This window comes from endosymbiont of Galathealinum brachiosum, assembly GCA_003349885.1.
Lineage (GTDB): Bacteria > Pseudomonadota > Gammaproteobacteria > SZUA-229 > SZUA-229 > SZUA-229.
Genome location: QFXC01000012.1, coordinates 1 through 16,680, shown reverse-complemented (window position 1 = coordinate 16,680; position 16,680 = coordinate 1). Strand labels below are relative to the sequence as shown.

Sequence of the window (16,680 nt, the reverse complement as noted above, 5' to 3'; positions counted from 1 at the left end):
GTTTCGCAATACGCGAAGGTGGTCGTACTGTAGGTGCTGGTGTTGTAAGTAAGATTACTGAGTAATCCTTACTAAAAAAATTGGAAGCGGGGCGCTCTTTTGGAGCGCTCCGCTTTTCCATGTTTATAGGCCAGTGGCTCAATTGGTAGAGCATCGGTCTCCAAAACCGAGGGTTGGGGGTTCGAGTCCCTCCTGGCCTGCCACTATAAACGAGCAAGAACAAGTAGAGTAATCCATGGTCGCTAAGACTGAAACAGAAGAAAGCGGTAAGCTTGATAGTTTGAAATTTTTAATTGCAATTGCACTGCTGGTCGGTGGAATCTGGCAATTCTATTTCTTTGCTGAAGAGTCCCAGTTGTATCGCATACTGGGTCTGTTAGCGATGGTTGTTATGGCAATGCTTGTTATGTATACCACTCGCATGGGTTATGGCTTGTGGTTGTTTGCTCGTGATGCGCGAACCGAAGTAAGAAAAGTGATCTGGCCAACCCGTCAGGAAACAGTGCAAACTACTCTAATGGTAGTTGTGATGGTGTTTCTTGTAGGGATTATGCTTTGGTTGATTGATATGGTCCTGAGGTGGGCGATATTGTTGTTAACCGGTCAGGGAGGCTAGAGCATGGCGTTACGTTGGTATGTAGTGCACGCTTATTCGGGTTTCGAAGCGAAAGTTAAGTTGTCGTTATTAGAGCATATTCGGTTGAATGGGATGGAGGATCTGTTTGGTGAGATTCTGATTCCAACTGAAGAAGTTGTAGAAATGCGTGATGGTAACAAACGCAAATCAGAGCGTAAGTTCTTTCCAGGTTATGTGTTAGTGCAGATGGAAATGACTGATGAAAGCTGGCATCTTGTTAAAGATGTGCCAAAAGTAATGGGTTTCATCGGTGGTACTAAAGACAGGCCTGCTCCAATTACTGAAAAAGAAGCTCAACAGATATTAAATAGTGTTCAGGAAGGTACTGAGAAGCCGAAGCCCAAAGTGCTTTATGAAGCGGGTGAGGTTGTACGTGTAACTGATGGGCCGTTTAATGACTTTAATGGTGTTGTTGAAGAAGTTGATTATGATAAGAGTCGTCTAAAAGTGGCGGTTTCTATATTTGGTCGTTCAACGCCTGTAGATCTTGGTTTTGATCAGGTCGAAAAAGGCTAAAAAATTTTAATCAACACGAGCATTTAGTTCGTGTTGTTTTGCTAAAACAGGGGAGACCGGAAGCTCGTAAGAGTTAGTACGTCGTTATTACCCAACAGGAGTAAATCATGGCAAAGAAAGTAGAAGCTTATATTAAGCTGCAAGTACCTGCGGGTGCTGCAAATCCAAGTCCCCCGGTTGGTCCAGCTTTGGGTCAGCATGGTGTGAATATCATGGAGTTCTGTAAGGCATTTAATGCTAAAACAGATAACTTTGAAAAAAACATGCCTATCCCAGTTGTTATTACGGTTTATAACGACCGTAGTTTTACTTTTATTACTAAGACACCTCCAGCATCTATTCTGATTAAGAAAGCGATGGGTCTTGAAAAAGGCAGTGGTCGTCCTAATACTGAGAAAGTTGGTACTATTACACGCGCTCAGTTAGAAGAAATTGCAAAAACTAAAGAGCCTGATCTAACAGCTGCTGATATGGACGCAGCTGTGCGTACTATCGCGGGTACTGCATATCGCATGGGTCTGGAAACTGAGGGAGTTGTATAATGGCTAAGTTATCTAAGCGCGCTAAAATGATCGCGGAAAAAGTAGAAGCTGAAAAGCAATACCCGATTGATGAAGCGCTTGCACTTATCAAAGAGTTATCAACTGTGAAATTTAATGAATCAGTAGATGTTGCTATAAATCTGGGTATTGATCCTCGTAAATCTGATCAGGTTGTTCGTGGTTCAACTACATTGCCTCAGGGTTCTGGTAAAACAGTTCGTGTTGCTGTTTTCACACAAGGTGAAGCGGCAGAAGCGGCTACAGCAGCAGGTGCTGATGTGGTTGGTATGGACGAGTTAGCGGCGCAAATGAAAGGCGGCGATTTAAACTATGACGTAGTTATTGCCTCTCCTGATGCAATGCGTGTAGTCGGTCAGTTAGGTCAGATCCTGGGTCCACGTGGTTTAATGCCTAACCCTAAGGTTGGAACGGTTACACCTGATGTTGCAGGCGCAGTTAAAAATGCTAAAGCGGGTCAAATTCGTTTCCGTGCTGACAAAGCCGGTATCGTTCATGGTTCGGTAGGTACTGCCAAGTTTGAAGTTGCAGCACTTAAAGAAAATATCGATGCATTGATGGAAAGTCTGAAAAAGGCGAAACCAGTTTCTGCAAAAGGTCAGTACTTCATGAAGATGACTTTGTCGTCAACTATGGGTCCTGGTCTAACTATTGATTCGTCTTCTCTGGATTCGATCAAGTAGTAAAAGAATAAAAGGAATATAAGGAATTATTCTAAAAGAATTTGGCTAGCCGAGTATCGGTGTGTCAAAGACCGTGAGAGCTGGAGCATTTATGATGCAAAGCTTAATAAAATCAGGATGATTTTTTCTCACGCAGATGGTGTGTTTGATTATTTAATTAAAAATACCGCAGGTGGTAAAAAAATATGAAAATTATTTTTTTACTTTAATACTTGGCTGGACATACAGTTTAAATTCTAAAGATTTGACTATGTGCTCCAACCGAAACAGGAGTAATACACGTGCCTCTTAATCTTGAAGACAAGAAAAGCATTGTTGCTGAGGTAAGTGCGATTGCCGCTGAGGCTCATTCAGTTGTTGCAGCTGAATACCATGGCCTGACTGTAGATGAAATGACTCAATTGCGTGCTACTGCACGTAATTCAGGCGTTTATCTTCGTGTTGTAAAAAACACATTGGCTCGTCGTGCCTTTGAAGGAACTGATTTCGAATGTATGAATGACGGTTTAGTAGGTCCCCTACTGCTTGCGTTCTCACAGGAAGATCCCGGTTCTGCAGCTCGTCTTGTAAAAGACTTTGCAAAGGATCACGAAGCATTAGTAACCAAGATGTTATCAGTTGGTGGCGAGTTACTCGCTGCGAATGAAATTGATCGTCTTGCGAAACTGCCGACCAAAGATCAGGCTATCAGCATGTTAATGGCTCTAATGATGGCGCCTACAGAAAAGCTAGCACGTACTTTGAAAGAAGTTCCTGCAAAATTAGTTCGTACTGTAGAAGCGGTCAAGCAAGCCAAAGGCTAGCAAACGCATTTAATCACTTAGTATTTACGATTTAAACGTATATAAAATTTTGGAGAAATATCATGGCTGTATCTAAAGAAGATATGCTAGAAACTATTGCTAACATGTCAGTAATGGAAGTTGTTGACCTTATCGAAGCAATGGAAGAAAAATTCGGCGTTTCAGCAGCAGCTGCTGTTGCTGCTGCTCCAGCTGCTGGCGGTGACGCTGGTGCTGCTGCAGAAGAAAAAGACGAGTTTGATGTAATGATGACTGGCTTCGGCGAGAACAAAGTTGCAGTAATCAAAGCTGTTCGTGCTATCACTGGCGCTGGCCTTAAAGACGCAAAGACAATGGTTGAATCTTGTCCTGTTGCTGTTAAAGAAGGCGCGTCTAAGTCTGAAGCAGAAGACGTTAAGAAGCAGCTTGAAGAAGCTGGCGCAGCAATCGAACTTAAATAATTCGATTGTTGTTCGGCAATTAACTTATTGCCCAGGTGGTAAGGCTGGTGAATTTATTCACCGGCCTTTTCCCGCTTCTATGCATTGTTATTTTGAAGCAGGATAAAGTTGTAGTAGAAAATCTGTAAATTGATAAAAGATGTTTCCCGGAAATTTTCCTGAGACGTTTTTCACCAGCTTACAGGCTGAAAATAAAAAGACCTTTATTAAGGTTAAAGTAATACAGCTCCCGGCATGAGCTGGTAAACATGCCATAGCACTTACATTGCGAGGAACTTCGATGGAATATTCTTTTACCGATAAAAAACGTGTCCGTAAGGATTTCGGTAAACGCCCACCTATTCTAGACGTGCCGTTTTTATTGTCGATGCAGATCGACTCTTATCGTGGCTTTTTACAGGAAAACAGAAAAGAGAAAGACCGTAAACAGGCTGGTTTACAGGCTGCTTTTGGTTCTGTGTTTCCAATAGTTAGCTACTCTGGTCACGTACAACTTGAATATGTTAAATACCGTTTAGGTACACCTGCTTTTGACGTTAAAGAATGTCAGTTGCGTGGTATGACTTATGCGGCACCTTTGCGTGTTGTGCTTCGTTTAACGATTATGGATAAAGATCTTTATCCTAAGACGAAAGTAATTAAAGAGTCTAAGGAGCAGGAAGTTTACATGGGTGAGCTTCCTCTTATGACTGATACCGGTACCTTTGTTATCAATGGTACTGAGCGTGTAATCGTATCTCAGTTACATCGTTCACCGGGTGTCTTCTTTGATCATGATAAAGGTAAAACGCATAGTTCAGGTAAGTTACTTTATTCTGCTCGCGTTATTCCTTACCGTGGTTCATGGTTAGATTTTGAGTTTGATCCTAAAGATTCAGTTTTTGTGCGTATTGACCGTCGTCGTAAATTACCGGCGACTATTTTACTGCGTGCATTAGGTTATCAAACAGAAGAAATTCTCGATATGTTCTTCGAGAAAATTAGCTGCAAGATGGTTAAGAGTGGAATTGAAATTCCACTGGTTGCTGAGCGTTTGCGCGGTGAAACAACAACATTCGATATTATGTCGGGTAAAGAAGTTGTTGTTGAGGCGGGTCGTCGTATCACAATGCGTCACATCAAGGCGCTAGAAAAAGCAAAAATTAAAAAGCTGGTTGCTCCTCATGAATACATGGAAGATAAAATTCTTGCCCATGATTTAATTGATGAAAGCACGGGTGAGATTATTGTTCCTGCAAATACAGTTATTACTGTAGAGATCATGGAAACTATTACCGAAGCGGGTATTAAGGCATTTGAAATTCTTTATACCAATGATCTGGATGCGGGCGCGTATATATCAAATACATTAGCGATAGATCCAACAGCTTCACAGCTTGAAGCACAAGTTGAAATCTACCGCATGATGCGTCCTGGTGAGCCACCAACCAAAGATGCGGCTGAAAATCTGTTCAAAAATTTATTCTTCACTAGTGATCGTTATGACTTATCAGCGGTTGGTCGGATGAAGTTTAATCGTCGTTTGCGTCGTGAAGAGTCTACTGGTTTAGGCGTGCTTTATGATGGTCGTTATTTCTCTGAACGTAAGAAAGACGAAGAAGCGAAAAAACTATTTGAAGAGCTGGGTGATTCATCTGATATTTTAGATGTTCTAAAACAGTTAATCATGATTCGTAACGGTAATGACATAGTTGATGATATCGATCATCTGGGTAATCGTCGTATTCGTTGTGTTGGTGAAATGGCGGAAAATGTTTTCCGTGTTGGCTTGGTTCGTGTTGAACGTGCGGTTAAAGAGCGTTTATCAATGGCGGAATCTGAGGGTTTAATGCCTCAGGAATTAATTAACGCTAAACCAGTATCTGCAGCAATCAAGGAATTCTTTGGTTCAAGTCAGCTGTCTCAGTTTATGGATCAGAATAATCCGTTATCTGAAGTGACTCACAAGCGTCGTGTTTCAGCATTAGGCCCCGGTGGTTTAACGCGTGAACGTGCTGGTTTCGAAGTTCGAGATGTTCACCCGACTCACTATGGTCGTGTATGTCCAATCGAAACACCTGAGGGACCAAACATTGGTTTGATTAACTCATTATCGGTTTATGCACGTACTAATGAATATGGTTTCCTTGAAACGCCTTACCGTAAAGTTATAAATGGTAAAGCAACAATGGAAATTGATTACCTTTCTGCAATTGAAGAAAGTAATTACATTATTGCTCAGGCAAATACTGACCTGGATAAAAACGGTAAATTAATTCAGGAAATGGTTTCCTGTCGTACTAAGAATGAATTTGCTCTATCAGGCCCTGATAAAGTGGAGTATATGGATGTATCGCCAAAACAGATTGTATCGGTTGCGGCTTCAATTATTCCATTCCTTGAGCACGATGATGCTAACCGTGCATTGATGGGGTCAAACATGCAACGTCAGGCTGTTCCAACATTACGTGCTGATAAGCCGTTAGTTGGTACGGGTATGGAGCGTTCTGTTGCGATGGATTCCGGTGCAGCGGTTAAAGCAAAACGTGGCGGCGTGATTGACTCGGTTGATGCGAGTCGTGTTGTTGTTCGAGTTAATGATGATGAAACTGAAGGCGGTAAAGCCGGCGTTGATATTTATTCATTAACTAAATACACACGCTCAAATCAAAATACATGTATTAATCAACGCCCATTAGTAATGCCAGGTGACGTAATTGCACGTGGTGATGTTTTAGCTGATGGCCCATCTACTGACTTAGGTGAGTTGGCGCTTGGGCAAAATATGCGTGTAGCATTTATGCCGTGGAATGGTTATAACTTCGAGGATTCGATTCTGATTTCAGAACGTGTTGTTGAAGAAGACCGTTATACAACTATTCATATCGAAGAGCTAACCTGTGTTGCACGTGATACCAAGTTAGGTTCAGAAGAAATTACAGCTGATATTCCAAATGTAAGTGAAGGTCTGCTTTCTAAGTTAGATGAGTCGGGTATCGTTTATGTTGGTGCAGAAGTAAGTGGTAACGATATTCTGGTTGGTAAAGTTACACCTAAGGGTGAAACGCAGCTGACTCCAGAAGAGAAATTACTGCGAGCGATCTTCGGTGAAAAAGCATCTGATGTTAAAGATTCATCTTTACGCGTACCTACTAGTAAAGTGGGTACAGTTATTGGTGTTCAGGTATTTACTCGTGACGGTGTTGAAAAAGACAAACGTGCACTTGAAATAGAAGAAGATCAGGTTGCTGAAGCGCGTAAAGATAATAATGACCAATGGCGTATTGCGCAGAAAGATATTTATGCGCGTGCAGAAAGATTAATGCTGAATAAGCAGGCAGCTGGTGGACCAGCGGGTCTTAAAGCTGGTGCAAAAATCACTCAGGCTTATCTTGATGATCTTGAAAAAGCCAAGTGGTTTGAAATTGGCCTGAAATCTGATGATGCGAATGCTGCATTAGAAATACTGGCTAAACAATTGAAAGACACTCGTACAGAGCTGGATGAATTGTTTGAAGAAAAGAAAGGCAAGATTATTGCTGGCGATGATTTAGCACCGGGTGTGTTAAAGATGGTTAAGGTTTATCTAGCTATCAAACGTCGTATTCAGCCTGGTGACAAGATGGCGGGTCGTCATGGTAATAAGGGTGTAATCTCTATGATTGTACCTGTTGAAGATATGCCATATGACGAACATGGTCGTCCAGTTGATATCGTATTGAACCCATTAGGTGTTCCATCACGTATGAACGTGGGTCAGATTCTTGAAACGCATCTTGGTTGGGCTGCTCAGGGTCTAGGTCTGAAGATCGGTAAGATGCTTGATGATCAGTGCAAAGTAACTGAAATGAGAACCTTCCTTGATAAGATTTATAATCATGATCAGAAGAAGGTTGATCTAACTCGATTTGAAGATGATGAATTAATGAACATGGCGGGTAATCTTCGTAAGGGTGTGCCAATGGCAACACCTGTATTCGATGGCGCGCATGAAGATGAAATTCGTCACATGTTAGATCTGGCTGACCTGCCTAATACGGGGCAAACCACATTGTGGGATGGTCGTACAGGTGATGCATTTGATCGACCGGTTACGGTTGGTGTGATGTATGTATTGAAACTGAATCACCTTGTTGATGACAAGATGCATGCTCGATCTACAGGTCCTTACAGTCTGGTTACTCAGCAGCCATTAGGTGGTAAAGCACAGTTTGGTGGTCAGCGCTTCGGAGAGATGGAAGTCTGGGCACTGGAAGCTTATGGTGCTGCCTATACGCTGCAGGAAATGTTAACGGTTAAGTCCGATGACGTTGCAGGTCGTAACAAGATGTATAAAAACATTGTTGATGGTGATCATCGTATGGAAGCCGGTATGCCGGAATCATTTAACGTATTGTTAAAAGAAATTCGTGCTTTAGGTATCAACATCGAACTGGAACAGGATGAGTCTTAAGTATTTAGTTATTTAATTTTAAAAACTTAATATTTAACTCAAACATAAAATTTTGGAGATAAGATTTTGAAAGATCTACTCAAGCTATTAAATAATCAGGGTCAAGATGATGATTTTGACGCAATCCGAATTGGTTTAGCGTCACCTGATAAAATTATGTCCTGGTCTTACGGTGAAGTTAGAAAGCCAGAAACAATTAACTATCGTACATTCAAGCCAGAGCGCGAAGGTTTATTCTGTGCCAAAATTTTTGGTCCGGTAAAAGACTACGAGTGTCTATGTGGTAAATACAAACGTTTAAAACACCGTGGTGTTGTTTGTGAGAAATGTGGCGTTGAAGTTACACAGTCAAAAGTGCGTCGTGATCGCATGGGTCACATTGACCTTGCGAGCCCGGTAGCTCACATCTGGTACTTAAAATCATTACCTTCGCGTATTGGTTTATTACTGGATATGACGCTGCGTGAAATCGAACGTATTTTATACTTCGAAGCATTTGTTGTTATCGACCCAGGCATGACTACGCTAGAGCGTTGTCAGTTATTGTCGGATGAAACTTATCTTGAAGCTATTGAAGAACATGGCGATGAGTTTGATGCGCGTATGGGTGCTGAAGCTATTTATGAAATGCTTTGCAGTCTTGATCTGGGTGATGAAGCTAAGCAAATTCGTGAAGACATGGGTAATACCGCGTCTGAAACAAAACTAAAACGTTACGGTAAGCGTTTAAAATTAATTGATTCATTTGTTGAGTCTGGTAACAAACCAGAATGGATGATCATGACAGTTTTACCTGTTCTACCACCTGATTTACGTCCATTAGTTCCACTAGACGGTGGTCGTTTTGCAACTTCAGATCTAAATGATTTATACCGTCGTGTTATTAATCGTAATAATCGTTTACGTCGTCTGTTAGAGCTTTTTGCTCCAGATATTATTGTGCGTAACGAAAAACGTATGTTGCAGGAATCTGTAGATGCGTTATTAGATAACGGTCGTCGCGGTCGTGCAATTACCGGTACCAACAAGCGTCCATTGAAATCACTTGCTGACATGATTAAAGGTAAGCAAGGTCGTTTCCGTCAAAACTTACTTGGTAAGCGTGTTGACTATTCTGGTCGTTCAGTAATCGTGGTTGGACCTACACTGAAATTACATCAGTGTGGTTTGCCTAAGAAAATGGCACTTGAATTATTCAAGCCATTTATCTTTAGTAAATTACATCGTCGTGGTTTAGCGACAACAATTAAAGCGGCTAAGAAATTAGTTGAGCGTGAAGGCGCGGAAGTTTGGGATATTCTTGAAGAAGTAATTCGAGAACATCCTGTCATGCTTAACCGTGCACCAACTCTTCACAGATTAGGTATCCAGGCGTTTGAGCCAGTATTAATTGAAGGTAAAGCGATTCAGCTTCACCCGTTAGTTTGTACAGCATTCAACGCTGACTTCGATGGTGACCAGATGGCGGTGCACGTGCCATTGTCAATCGAAGCACAGTTAGAAACTCGCGCTATGATGATGTCGACAAATAATATTTTGTCTCCAGCATCGGGTGAGCCAATTATTGTACCTTCACAGGATATCGTTCTGGGTCTTTATTACATGACTCGCGAAAACATTAATGGCCACGGTGAAGGTATGGTGTTTGCTGATGTTAAAGAAGCAACTCGTGCTCATGCAAATAAAGCAGTTCACATTCAGTCTAAAATAAGAGTTCGTATTAATGAAACTCTTCCAGATGAGAATGGCGAAATGAAAACGGTTCGTAAACTGGTTGAAACAACAGTTGGTCGAGCAATGTTATCTGAGTTATTGCCAGACGGTCTACCATTTGAAGTGGTTAACCGGGATATGACTAAAAAGAATATCTCTAACCTGATTAATACAAGTTACCGTTTAACAGGTTTGAAGGAAACAGTCATTTTTGCTGACCAGTTAATGTATACCGGTTTCCGTGAGTCTACTCGCGCAGGTGCATCTATCTGTCTTAACGATATGGTTATACCGCCAGAAAAAGCAAATATTCTGTCAGGTGCAGAATCTGAAGTTAAAGAGATTCAGGATCAGTATGAATCTGGTCTGGTTACAAATGGCGAACGTTATAACAAGGTTGTTGATATCTGGTCTCATGCAAATGAGCAGGTTGCGAAAGCAATGATGGATAAGATATCTAAAGCTGAATTTGAAACGGCTGAAGGTGATACGCTTAAATCTGACTCGTTTAATAATATTTATATGATGGCTGACTCTGGTGCTCGTGGTAGTGCGGCACAGATAAGACAGTTAGCTGGTATGCGTGGTCTGATGGCTAAACCTGATGGTTCAATCATCGAGACACCGATTACTGCGAATTTCCGTGAAGGTCTGAACGTACTACAGTACTTCATCTCTACTCACGGTGCTCGTAAAGGTCTGGCTGATACGGCACTGAAAACTGCGAACTCGGGTTATCTGACGCGACGTCTTGTTGATGTATCTCAGGATAATGTAGTTCTTGAAGAGGACTGTGGTACTGAAAATGGCGTAATTATGGTGCCAATCATCGAAGGTGGTGATGTTGTTGAGCCATTACAGGAACGTGTTTTAGGACGTGTTGTTGCAGTTGATGTGCTAAAACCTGAGACTGATGAAGTATTGGTTGAAGCAGGTACTTTCCTTGATGAGGAATGGGTTGACCGTATTGATAAGATGGGTATTGATGAAATCAAAGTGCGCTCTGCAATTACCTGTGAAGCAGTTCATGGTGTATGTGCCGAGTGTTATGGTCGTGACCTGGCGCGTGGACATAAAGTAAATATGGGTGAGGCGGTTGGTGTTATCGCTGCTCAGTCAATTGGTGAGCCGGGTACACAGCTTACTATGCGTACTTTCCATATCGGTGGTGCGGCATCTCGTTCAGCTGCAGCTAACAATATCTCAGTTAAGAATAGCGGTAGCATTCGCCTTCATAACATTAAGGTTGTTAAACAGGAGTCAGGTAATCTGGTTGCGGTTTCTCGATCTGGTGAAATTGGTGTTGTTGATGAGTCTGGTCGTGAGAAAGAACGTTATAAGGTGCCTTATGGTGCAATCATTTCTACTGCTGAAGGTGATGCGGTAGATGGTGGTCAGATTGTAGCAACCTGGGATCCTTATACTCACCCGATTATCACAGAGGTTGATGGTGTGGCTCAGTTCGGTGAATTCATCGAAGGCGTGAGTGTACAGAAAGAGCAGGATGAAATTACTGGTTTGTCTTCTACTGTTATTATCGATCCTAAGCAACGTCCAGCAGCGGGTAAAGATATGCGCCCAATGGTTAAACTGGTTGATGCTAAGGGTGAAGACCTGATGATTGCCGGCACAGATATTCCAGCTCAGTACTTCTTGCCAGCGGGTGCGATTGTTGGCATCGAAGATGGTGATGAAGTTAAAGTAGGTGACGTGGTTGCACGTATTCCTCAGGAATCATCTAAAACGCGTGATATCACAGGTGGTCTGCCTCGTGTTGCTGATTTATTCGAAGCGCGTATTCCGAAAGAATCTGCAATCATGGCAGAGAAGACCGGAACCATCGGCTTTGGTAAAGAAACGAAAGGTAAGCAGCGTCTGATGATTACCGGTGATGACGGGGAAGCTTATGAAGAATTAATTCCTAAGTGGCGTCACATCAACGTGTTCGAAGGTGAGCATGTTGATCAGGGTGAAATCATTGCTGATGGTGAGCCTAATCCACATGATATTTTACGTTTACGTGGTGTTGAGTCTCTTGCTGATTATCTGGTTAAAGAAATTCAGGACGTTTATCGTCTGCAGGGTGTGAAAATCAATGACAAGCACATTGAAGTTATCATCAAGCAAATGCTGCGTAAGGCTGAAGTGATTACCGGTGGTGACAGCCGTTACCATAAAGGTGAGATCATTGAGTTAAGTAAACTGATCGATGTAAATGTAGAGCTGGAAAAAGAAGGCAAAGTGCCTTGTAGTTACCAGAAAATGCTATTGGGTATTACCAAGGGTTCCCTTGTTACTGAATCGTTTATTTCAGCTGCTTCGTTCCAGGAAACCACACGTGTGCTTACTGAAGCATCGGTACGTGGAAGTAAGGATGAGTTACGCGGCCTGAAAGAAAACGTTATTGTGGGTCGTTTGATTCCAGCGGGTACTGGTCTGGCTTTCCATAAGGAACGTCGTAGAAAACGCCAGCAAACTCAGGAAGAGTCTGCATTAGAAAGACTGGCACAAGCTACAGCGGCAATGGATGTTGAATCTTCTGAAGATACAGCTGCTGATTCATAAACTGACGATGAGTTTGTGAATTAAAAAAGCCTGCTTTTTAGCAGGCTTTTTTTTGAGCAGTACTTTGATGTAGCTTGAAGAAAGCTGAATATATAAAAGCTGGAGTTGGCTTTGTGGAAGCCTCTCTGAATTCCTGTGGATAAAATTGAAACCATTAAAAATGCCTGGACTGAATGAAACCTAAAACACCAGAAGCGATGCAGAGGCTTATAGATGAAATCAGGCAGGTTTTGCCTTTTGATATGCCTGAGGCTTATCTATGCGATGGTGTATGTAAGGGGTGTTCTCTGAAGTTGTTAGATTATCTCGATTCTGAATTAGCTGGCTGGGAAAGTCGTTTGTACGATGGCGAGGTGCCGTGTCTGGCTGATATTCAAAAATTGGCAAAAAGTAGTAAGAAAATATATAAGGTACTAGAGAAAAATGATCTGTTGGGCTAACTATTTTGCGCGCTATGATCTAGTCACCATCGGCGAAAGGGCTTGCTTTATAAGCTCTGTCCCCTTATCCCATATCACCAAAAGTTTAATAGAGTCGATTAATTACACTACCAATTCTTGATGGTATGAATTAAGTGGATAGGGGGTCAAAAAGCGGCGACCTTCCCCGATGGCTATGTACCATAGTCTCCTTGCAGAATCCCCGTACTCCGCATTAATTGCTTTGCGCTGGAAACTAATGTTCAAAGAGGTGTTTGCACTTGACACAGCGGCCTGATAAGCATATTATTCCGCTCCCGCAACTGGCGTAGCTTTTTTTGGAGTTTGTCTGTTGTCTAGTGAAAAGCCTCTTTTATGGGGCTTTACGGGAATATTTTTAGTCCGACCTGGCGGGTCCAGGAAGTAAAGAGAGAATTGTTTATGCCAACAATTAATCAGTTAGTACGCAACCCTCGTAAGAGCAAGGTTGAGAAAAGCAACGTACCTGCGCTAGAAGCTTGTCCGCAGAAACGTGGTGTTTGTACTCGTGTTTACACGACTACACCTAAAAAGCCTAACTCAGCAATGCGTAAAGTAGCTCGTGTACGTCTAACCAATGGTTATGAAGTAACAAGTTATATCGGTGGTGAAGGTCACAATCTACAGGAACACAGCGTTGTGCTGATTCGTGGCGGTCGTGTAAAAGATTTACCTGGTGTTCGTTACCACGTTGTTCGCGGTAGCCTGGATACGCAGGGTGTTGAAAATCGTAAAGCAGGTCGTTCTAAGTACGGCGTTAAGCGTCCTAAATAGTTCGTTTAGTTTTACAAATAATTAAGGTAATAAGATGCCAAGAAGAAGAGAAGTCCCGAAACGTATTATCCTTCCAGATCCTAAGTTTGGAAGTGAGAAGCTGGCTAAGTTCACCAACATGTTGATGAAAGGCGGAAAGAAAGCCGTAGCCGAACGCATCCTTTATGACGCTCTAGATACAATCGTTGCAAAGAAAGAAGGTGTTGATCCATTGGAAGTTGTGGATACTGCATTGGAAAATGTAGCGCCTATGGTAGAGGTTAAGTCTCGCCGTGTTGGTGGTGCTACATATCAGGTGCCTGTTGAAGTTCGTTCAACACGTCGCCAGGCACTGGCTATGCGTTGGTTGATTGAAGCGGCGCGTAAGCGTGGTGAAAAATCAATGAACCTGAAGCTTGCTGGTGAATTGTTAGATGCATCTGAGCAACGTGGTTCTGCTGTTAAGAAGCGTGAAGATACGCATCGTATGGCTGAAGCTAATAAGGCATTTGCTCACTACCGTTGGTAGTCGATTAGCAAGTTAGAGGTAATGGCGAGAGAAACTCCGTTAGCGCGCTATCGCAATGTGGGCATTATGGCTCATATCGATGCAGGTAAAACAACGACAACCGAGCGTGTTTTATTCTATACGGGGATCTCGCATAAAATTGGCGAAGTTCATGATGGTGCTGCCACTATGGACTGGATGGAGCAGGAGCAGGAACGAGGTATAACCATAACCGCTGCTGCAACGACCTGTTTCTGGCAGGGAATGGATCGTCAGTTTGATCAGCATCGTATTAATATTATTGATACACCGGGTCACGTGGATTTCACGATTGAAGTGGAGCGTTCGTTGCGTGTTCTTGATGGTGCTGTTGCCGTATTTTGTGCGGTAGGTGGCGTAGAGCCGCAGTCTGAAACCGTATGGCGGCAGGCAAATAAATATCAGGTGCCTCGCCTGGCATTTGTTAACAAGATGGATCGTTCCGGCGCAGATTTTTTACGCGTTGTTGAGCAGATAAAGGAACGTCTTGGTTCTAATCCGGTGCCTATGCAATTGGCTATTGGTGCAGAAGAAGATTTTGAAGGTGTTGTTGATTTAATTAAAATGAAATCAATTCACTGGAGCCCTGATGATATGGGCGTGACCTATGAAGAAGGTGATATACCTGATTCAATGATGGCTGATTGTGAAGCATGGCGTGAGCGCATGGTTGAATCAGCAGCTGAAGCAAGCGAAGAGTTAATGGATAAGTACCTTGAAGAAGGTGAGTTATCTGCAGAAGAGATTAAGCAGGGTATAAGAATACGTACTCTGGCAAATGAAATTGTTCCGGCATTTTGTGGCTCCGCTTTTAAGAATAAAGGCGTGCAGGCAATGCTGGATGCGGTTGTTGAATATCTTCCCTCTCCATTAGATGTGCCATCTATTAAAGGTATTGTTGAAAGTAAGGGTGGGGATGAGTCAGAGGATGAGCGACATCCTGATGATAAAGAGCCGTTTGCGGCATTAGCATTTAAAATTGCAACGGATCCATTTGTGGGTAATCTGACGTTTTTCCGGGTTTATTCCGGAGTATTGAAGTCAGGTGATACAACTTTTAACCCGGTTAAAGGGAAGAGAGAGCGAATTGGTCGTCTGGTGCAGATGCATGCTAATAGTCGAGAAGAAATAAAAGAAGTTCGTGCAGGTGATATTGCCGCTGCAATTGGTTTGAAAGTGGTGACAACCGGCGACACGCTTTGTGATGAAAAAAATCGCATCACATTAGAGCGAATGGAGTTTCCTGACCCGGTAATATCGGTTGCAGTTGAGCCCAGGACGCTAGCGGATCAGGATAAGATGGCGCTGGCGTTATCTAAGCTGGCTCAGGAAGATCCTTCATTTCGTGTGCATACGGATGAAGAGTCGGGTCAGACAATTATATCTGGTATGGGTGAGCTTCACCTTGAGATTATAGTTGACCGAATGTTGAGAGAATTTAGCGTAGATGCCAATGTAGGTAATCCGCAGGTATCTTACCGTGAAGCATTGACAAGTACGGTAGAGCATGAAGAAAAGTTTGAGCGTGAAATAGGCGGGCGCGGACAGTTTGCGCATATTTGTCTACGAATCGAGCCGCTTGATCAGGGCTCTGGATATGAATTTGTAAATGATATTGCGGATGGGCTTATTCCAAAGGAATACCTGCCAGCAATAGATAAGGGTGTACAGGAGCAGATGCTCAATGGTGTGCTCGGTGGCTTTCCAATAGAAGATCTAAAGGTGACGCTGTTTAACGGCTCATACCATGATGTGGATTCTAATGAGGTTGCCTTTAAGATCGCTGCTTCCATGGGTTTTAGAGATGCGGCCCTGAAAGCTAGTCCGGTTCTGATGGAGCCGGTTATGAATGTAGAAGTCGTCACTCCCGAAGAGTATATGGGGGATGTGATGGGTGACCTTAATCGACGTCGAGGCGTTGTGCAGGGGATGGAAGACAGCCCGGCTGGTAAGCAGGTAAAAGCTGAAGTGCCATTGTCTGAGATGTTTGGTTACTCTACAGATTTGCGCTCAGCAACTCAGGGGCGAGCAACGTATTCGATGGAGTTTTCGAAATACGCTCAGGCACCGAAATCGGTATCTGAAGTGATCGTTAACCAGCGAATGGGTTAGAGATAAGGTCTTCGGTATTATTGAATAGCGAAGCATTAAAAATTTAAGATTAAGATATTTAGCAGAGGTGATTGATTGTGTCTAAGGAAAAGTTTGAACGTAATAAACCCCACGTCAATGTGGGCACTATCGGTCACGTTGACCATGGTAAAACTACATTAACGGCTGCATTAACGAAAGTTATGGCAGAAGCTCAGGGTGGCGAAGCAAAAGCGTTCGATCAAATCGATAACGCCCCGGAAGAGCGTGCACGTGGTATCACGATTGCAACGTCTCACGTTGAATATGAATCAGACGTACGTCACTACGCACACGTAGATTGCCCAGGTCACGCCGATTATGTTAAAAACATGATTACTGGTGCGGCACAGATGGACGGCGCGATCCTGGTATGTTCAGCAGCTGATGGCCCAATGCCTCAAACACGTGAGCACATTCTGCTTTCACGTCAGGTTGGTGTT

Annotated in this window: 14 protein-coding genes and 1 tRNA gene; all 15 read left to right on the top strand. The window is 42.9% G+C overall.

The window, feature by feature from the left end; all coding sequences use genetic code 11:
• Positions 1-65: elongation factor Tu (locus DIZ80_12870; GenBank protein ID RDH81773.1), on the top strand; the 65-nt coding region annotated here is incomplete at its 5' end.
• Positions 66-127: 62 nt separating this feature from the next.
• Positions 128-203: transfer RNA gene (locus DIZ80_12865), tRNA-Trp, on the top strand.
• A 32-nt stretch (positions 204-235) separates the two neighbouring features.
• Entirely contained in the window at positions 236-616 is a 381-nt protein-coding gene (gene secE / locus DIZ80_12860) for a preprotein translocase subunit SecE (GenBank protein RDH81772.1), read from the top strand.
• Between the two features lie 3 nt (positions 617-619).
• A complete protein-coding gene (locus DIZ80_12855) occupies positions 620-1,153 on the top strand; it encodes a transcription termination/antitermination protein NusG (GenBank protein ID RDH81771.1) in 534 nt (177 codons plus the stop codon).
• 107 nt (positions 1,154-1,260) lie between these two features.
• Entirely contained in the window at positions 1,261-1,695 is a 435-nt protein-coding gene (gene rplK, locus DIZ80_12850; protein ID RDH81770.1) for a 50S ribosomal protein L11, read from the top strand.
• Positions 1,695-2,396 carry a 50S ribosomal protein L1 gene (locus tag DIZ80_12845; protein ID RDH81769.1) on the top strand — a complete coding sequence of 234 codons (702 nt, stop codon included), beginning with the start codon at positions 1,695-1,697 and terminating at the stop codon, positions 2,394-2,396. The genes rplK and DIZ80_12845 overlap by 1 nt, the downstream gene beginning before the upstream one ends.
• A gap of 281 nt (positions 2,397-2,677) precedes the next feature.
• Positions 2,678-3,199: a 50S ribosomal protein L10 gene (locus DIZ80_12840; GenBank protein ID RDH81768.1), complete on the top strand. Its 522-nt coding sequence runs from the start codon at positions 2,678-2,680 to the stop codon at positions 3,197-3,199.
• A gap of 62 nt (positions 3,200-3,261) precedes the next feature.
• Complete coding sequence (locus DIZ80_12835) at positions 3,262-3,639, top strand: 50S ribosomal protein L7/L12 (protein RDH81767.1); 378 nt, start codon at positions 3,262-3,264, stop codon at positions 3,637-3,639.
• Positions 3,640-3,919: 280 nt separating this feature from the next.
• Positions 3,920-8,071 carry a DNA-directed RNA polymerase subunit beta gene (gene rpoB / locus DIZ80_12830; protein ID RDH81766.1) on the top strand — a complete coding sequence of 1,384 codons (4,152 nt, stop codon included), beginning with the start codon at positions 3,920-3,922 and terminating at the stop codon, positions 8,069-8,071.
• 66 nt (positions 8,072-8,137) lie between these two features.
• On the top strand, positions 8,138-12,349 hold the full coding sequence (gene rpoC / locus DIZ80_12825; protein RDH81765.1) for a DNA-directed RNA polymerase subunit beta': 4,212 nt from the start codon (positions 8,138-8,140) through the stop codon (positions 12,347-12,349).
• A 173-nt stretch (positions 12,350-12,522) separates the two neighbouring features.
• Positions 12,523-12,789, top strand: coding sequence for a hypothetical protein (locus tag DIZ80_12820; protein RDH81764.1), 267 nt, complete (start codon positions 12,523-12,525; stop codon positions 12,787-12,789).
• 420 nt (positions 12,790-13,209) lie between these two features.
• Entirely contained in the window at positions 13,210-13,581 is a 372-nt protein-coding gene (locus DIZ80_12815) for a 30S ribosomal protein S12 (GenBank protein ID RDH81763.1), read from the top strand.
• 34 nt (positions 13,582-13,615) lie between these two features.
• A complete protein-coding gene (locus tag DIZ80_12810) occupies positions 13,616-14,089 on the top strand; it encodes a 30S ribosomal protein S7 (protein ID RDH81762.1) in 474 nt (157 codons plus the stop codon).
• 21 nt (positions 14,090-14,110) lie between these two features.
• Positions 14,111-16,219, top strand: coding sequence for an elongation factor G (gene fusA, locus DIZ80_12805; GenBank protein RDH81761.1), 2,109 nt, complete (start codon positions 14,111-14,113; stop codon positions 16,217-16,219).
• A 77-nt stretch (positions 16,220-16,296) separates the two neighbouring features.
• The coding region (tuf, locus tag DIZ80_12800; GenBank protein ID RDH81760.1) for an elongation factor Tu at positions 16,297-16,680 on the top strand (384 nt) is incomplete at its 3' end.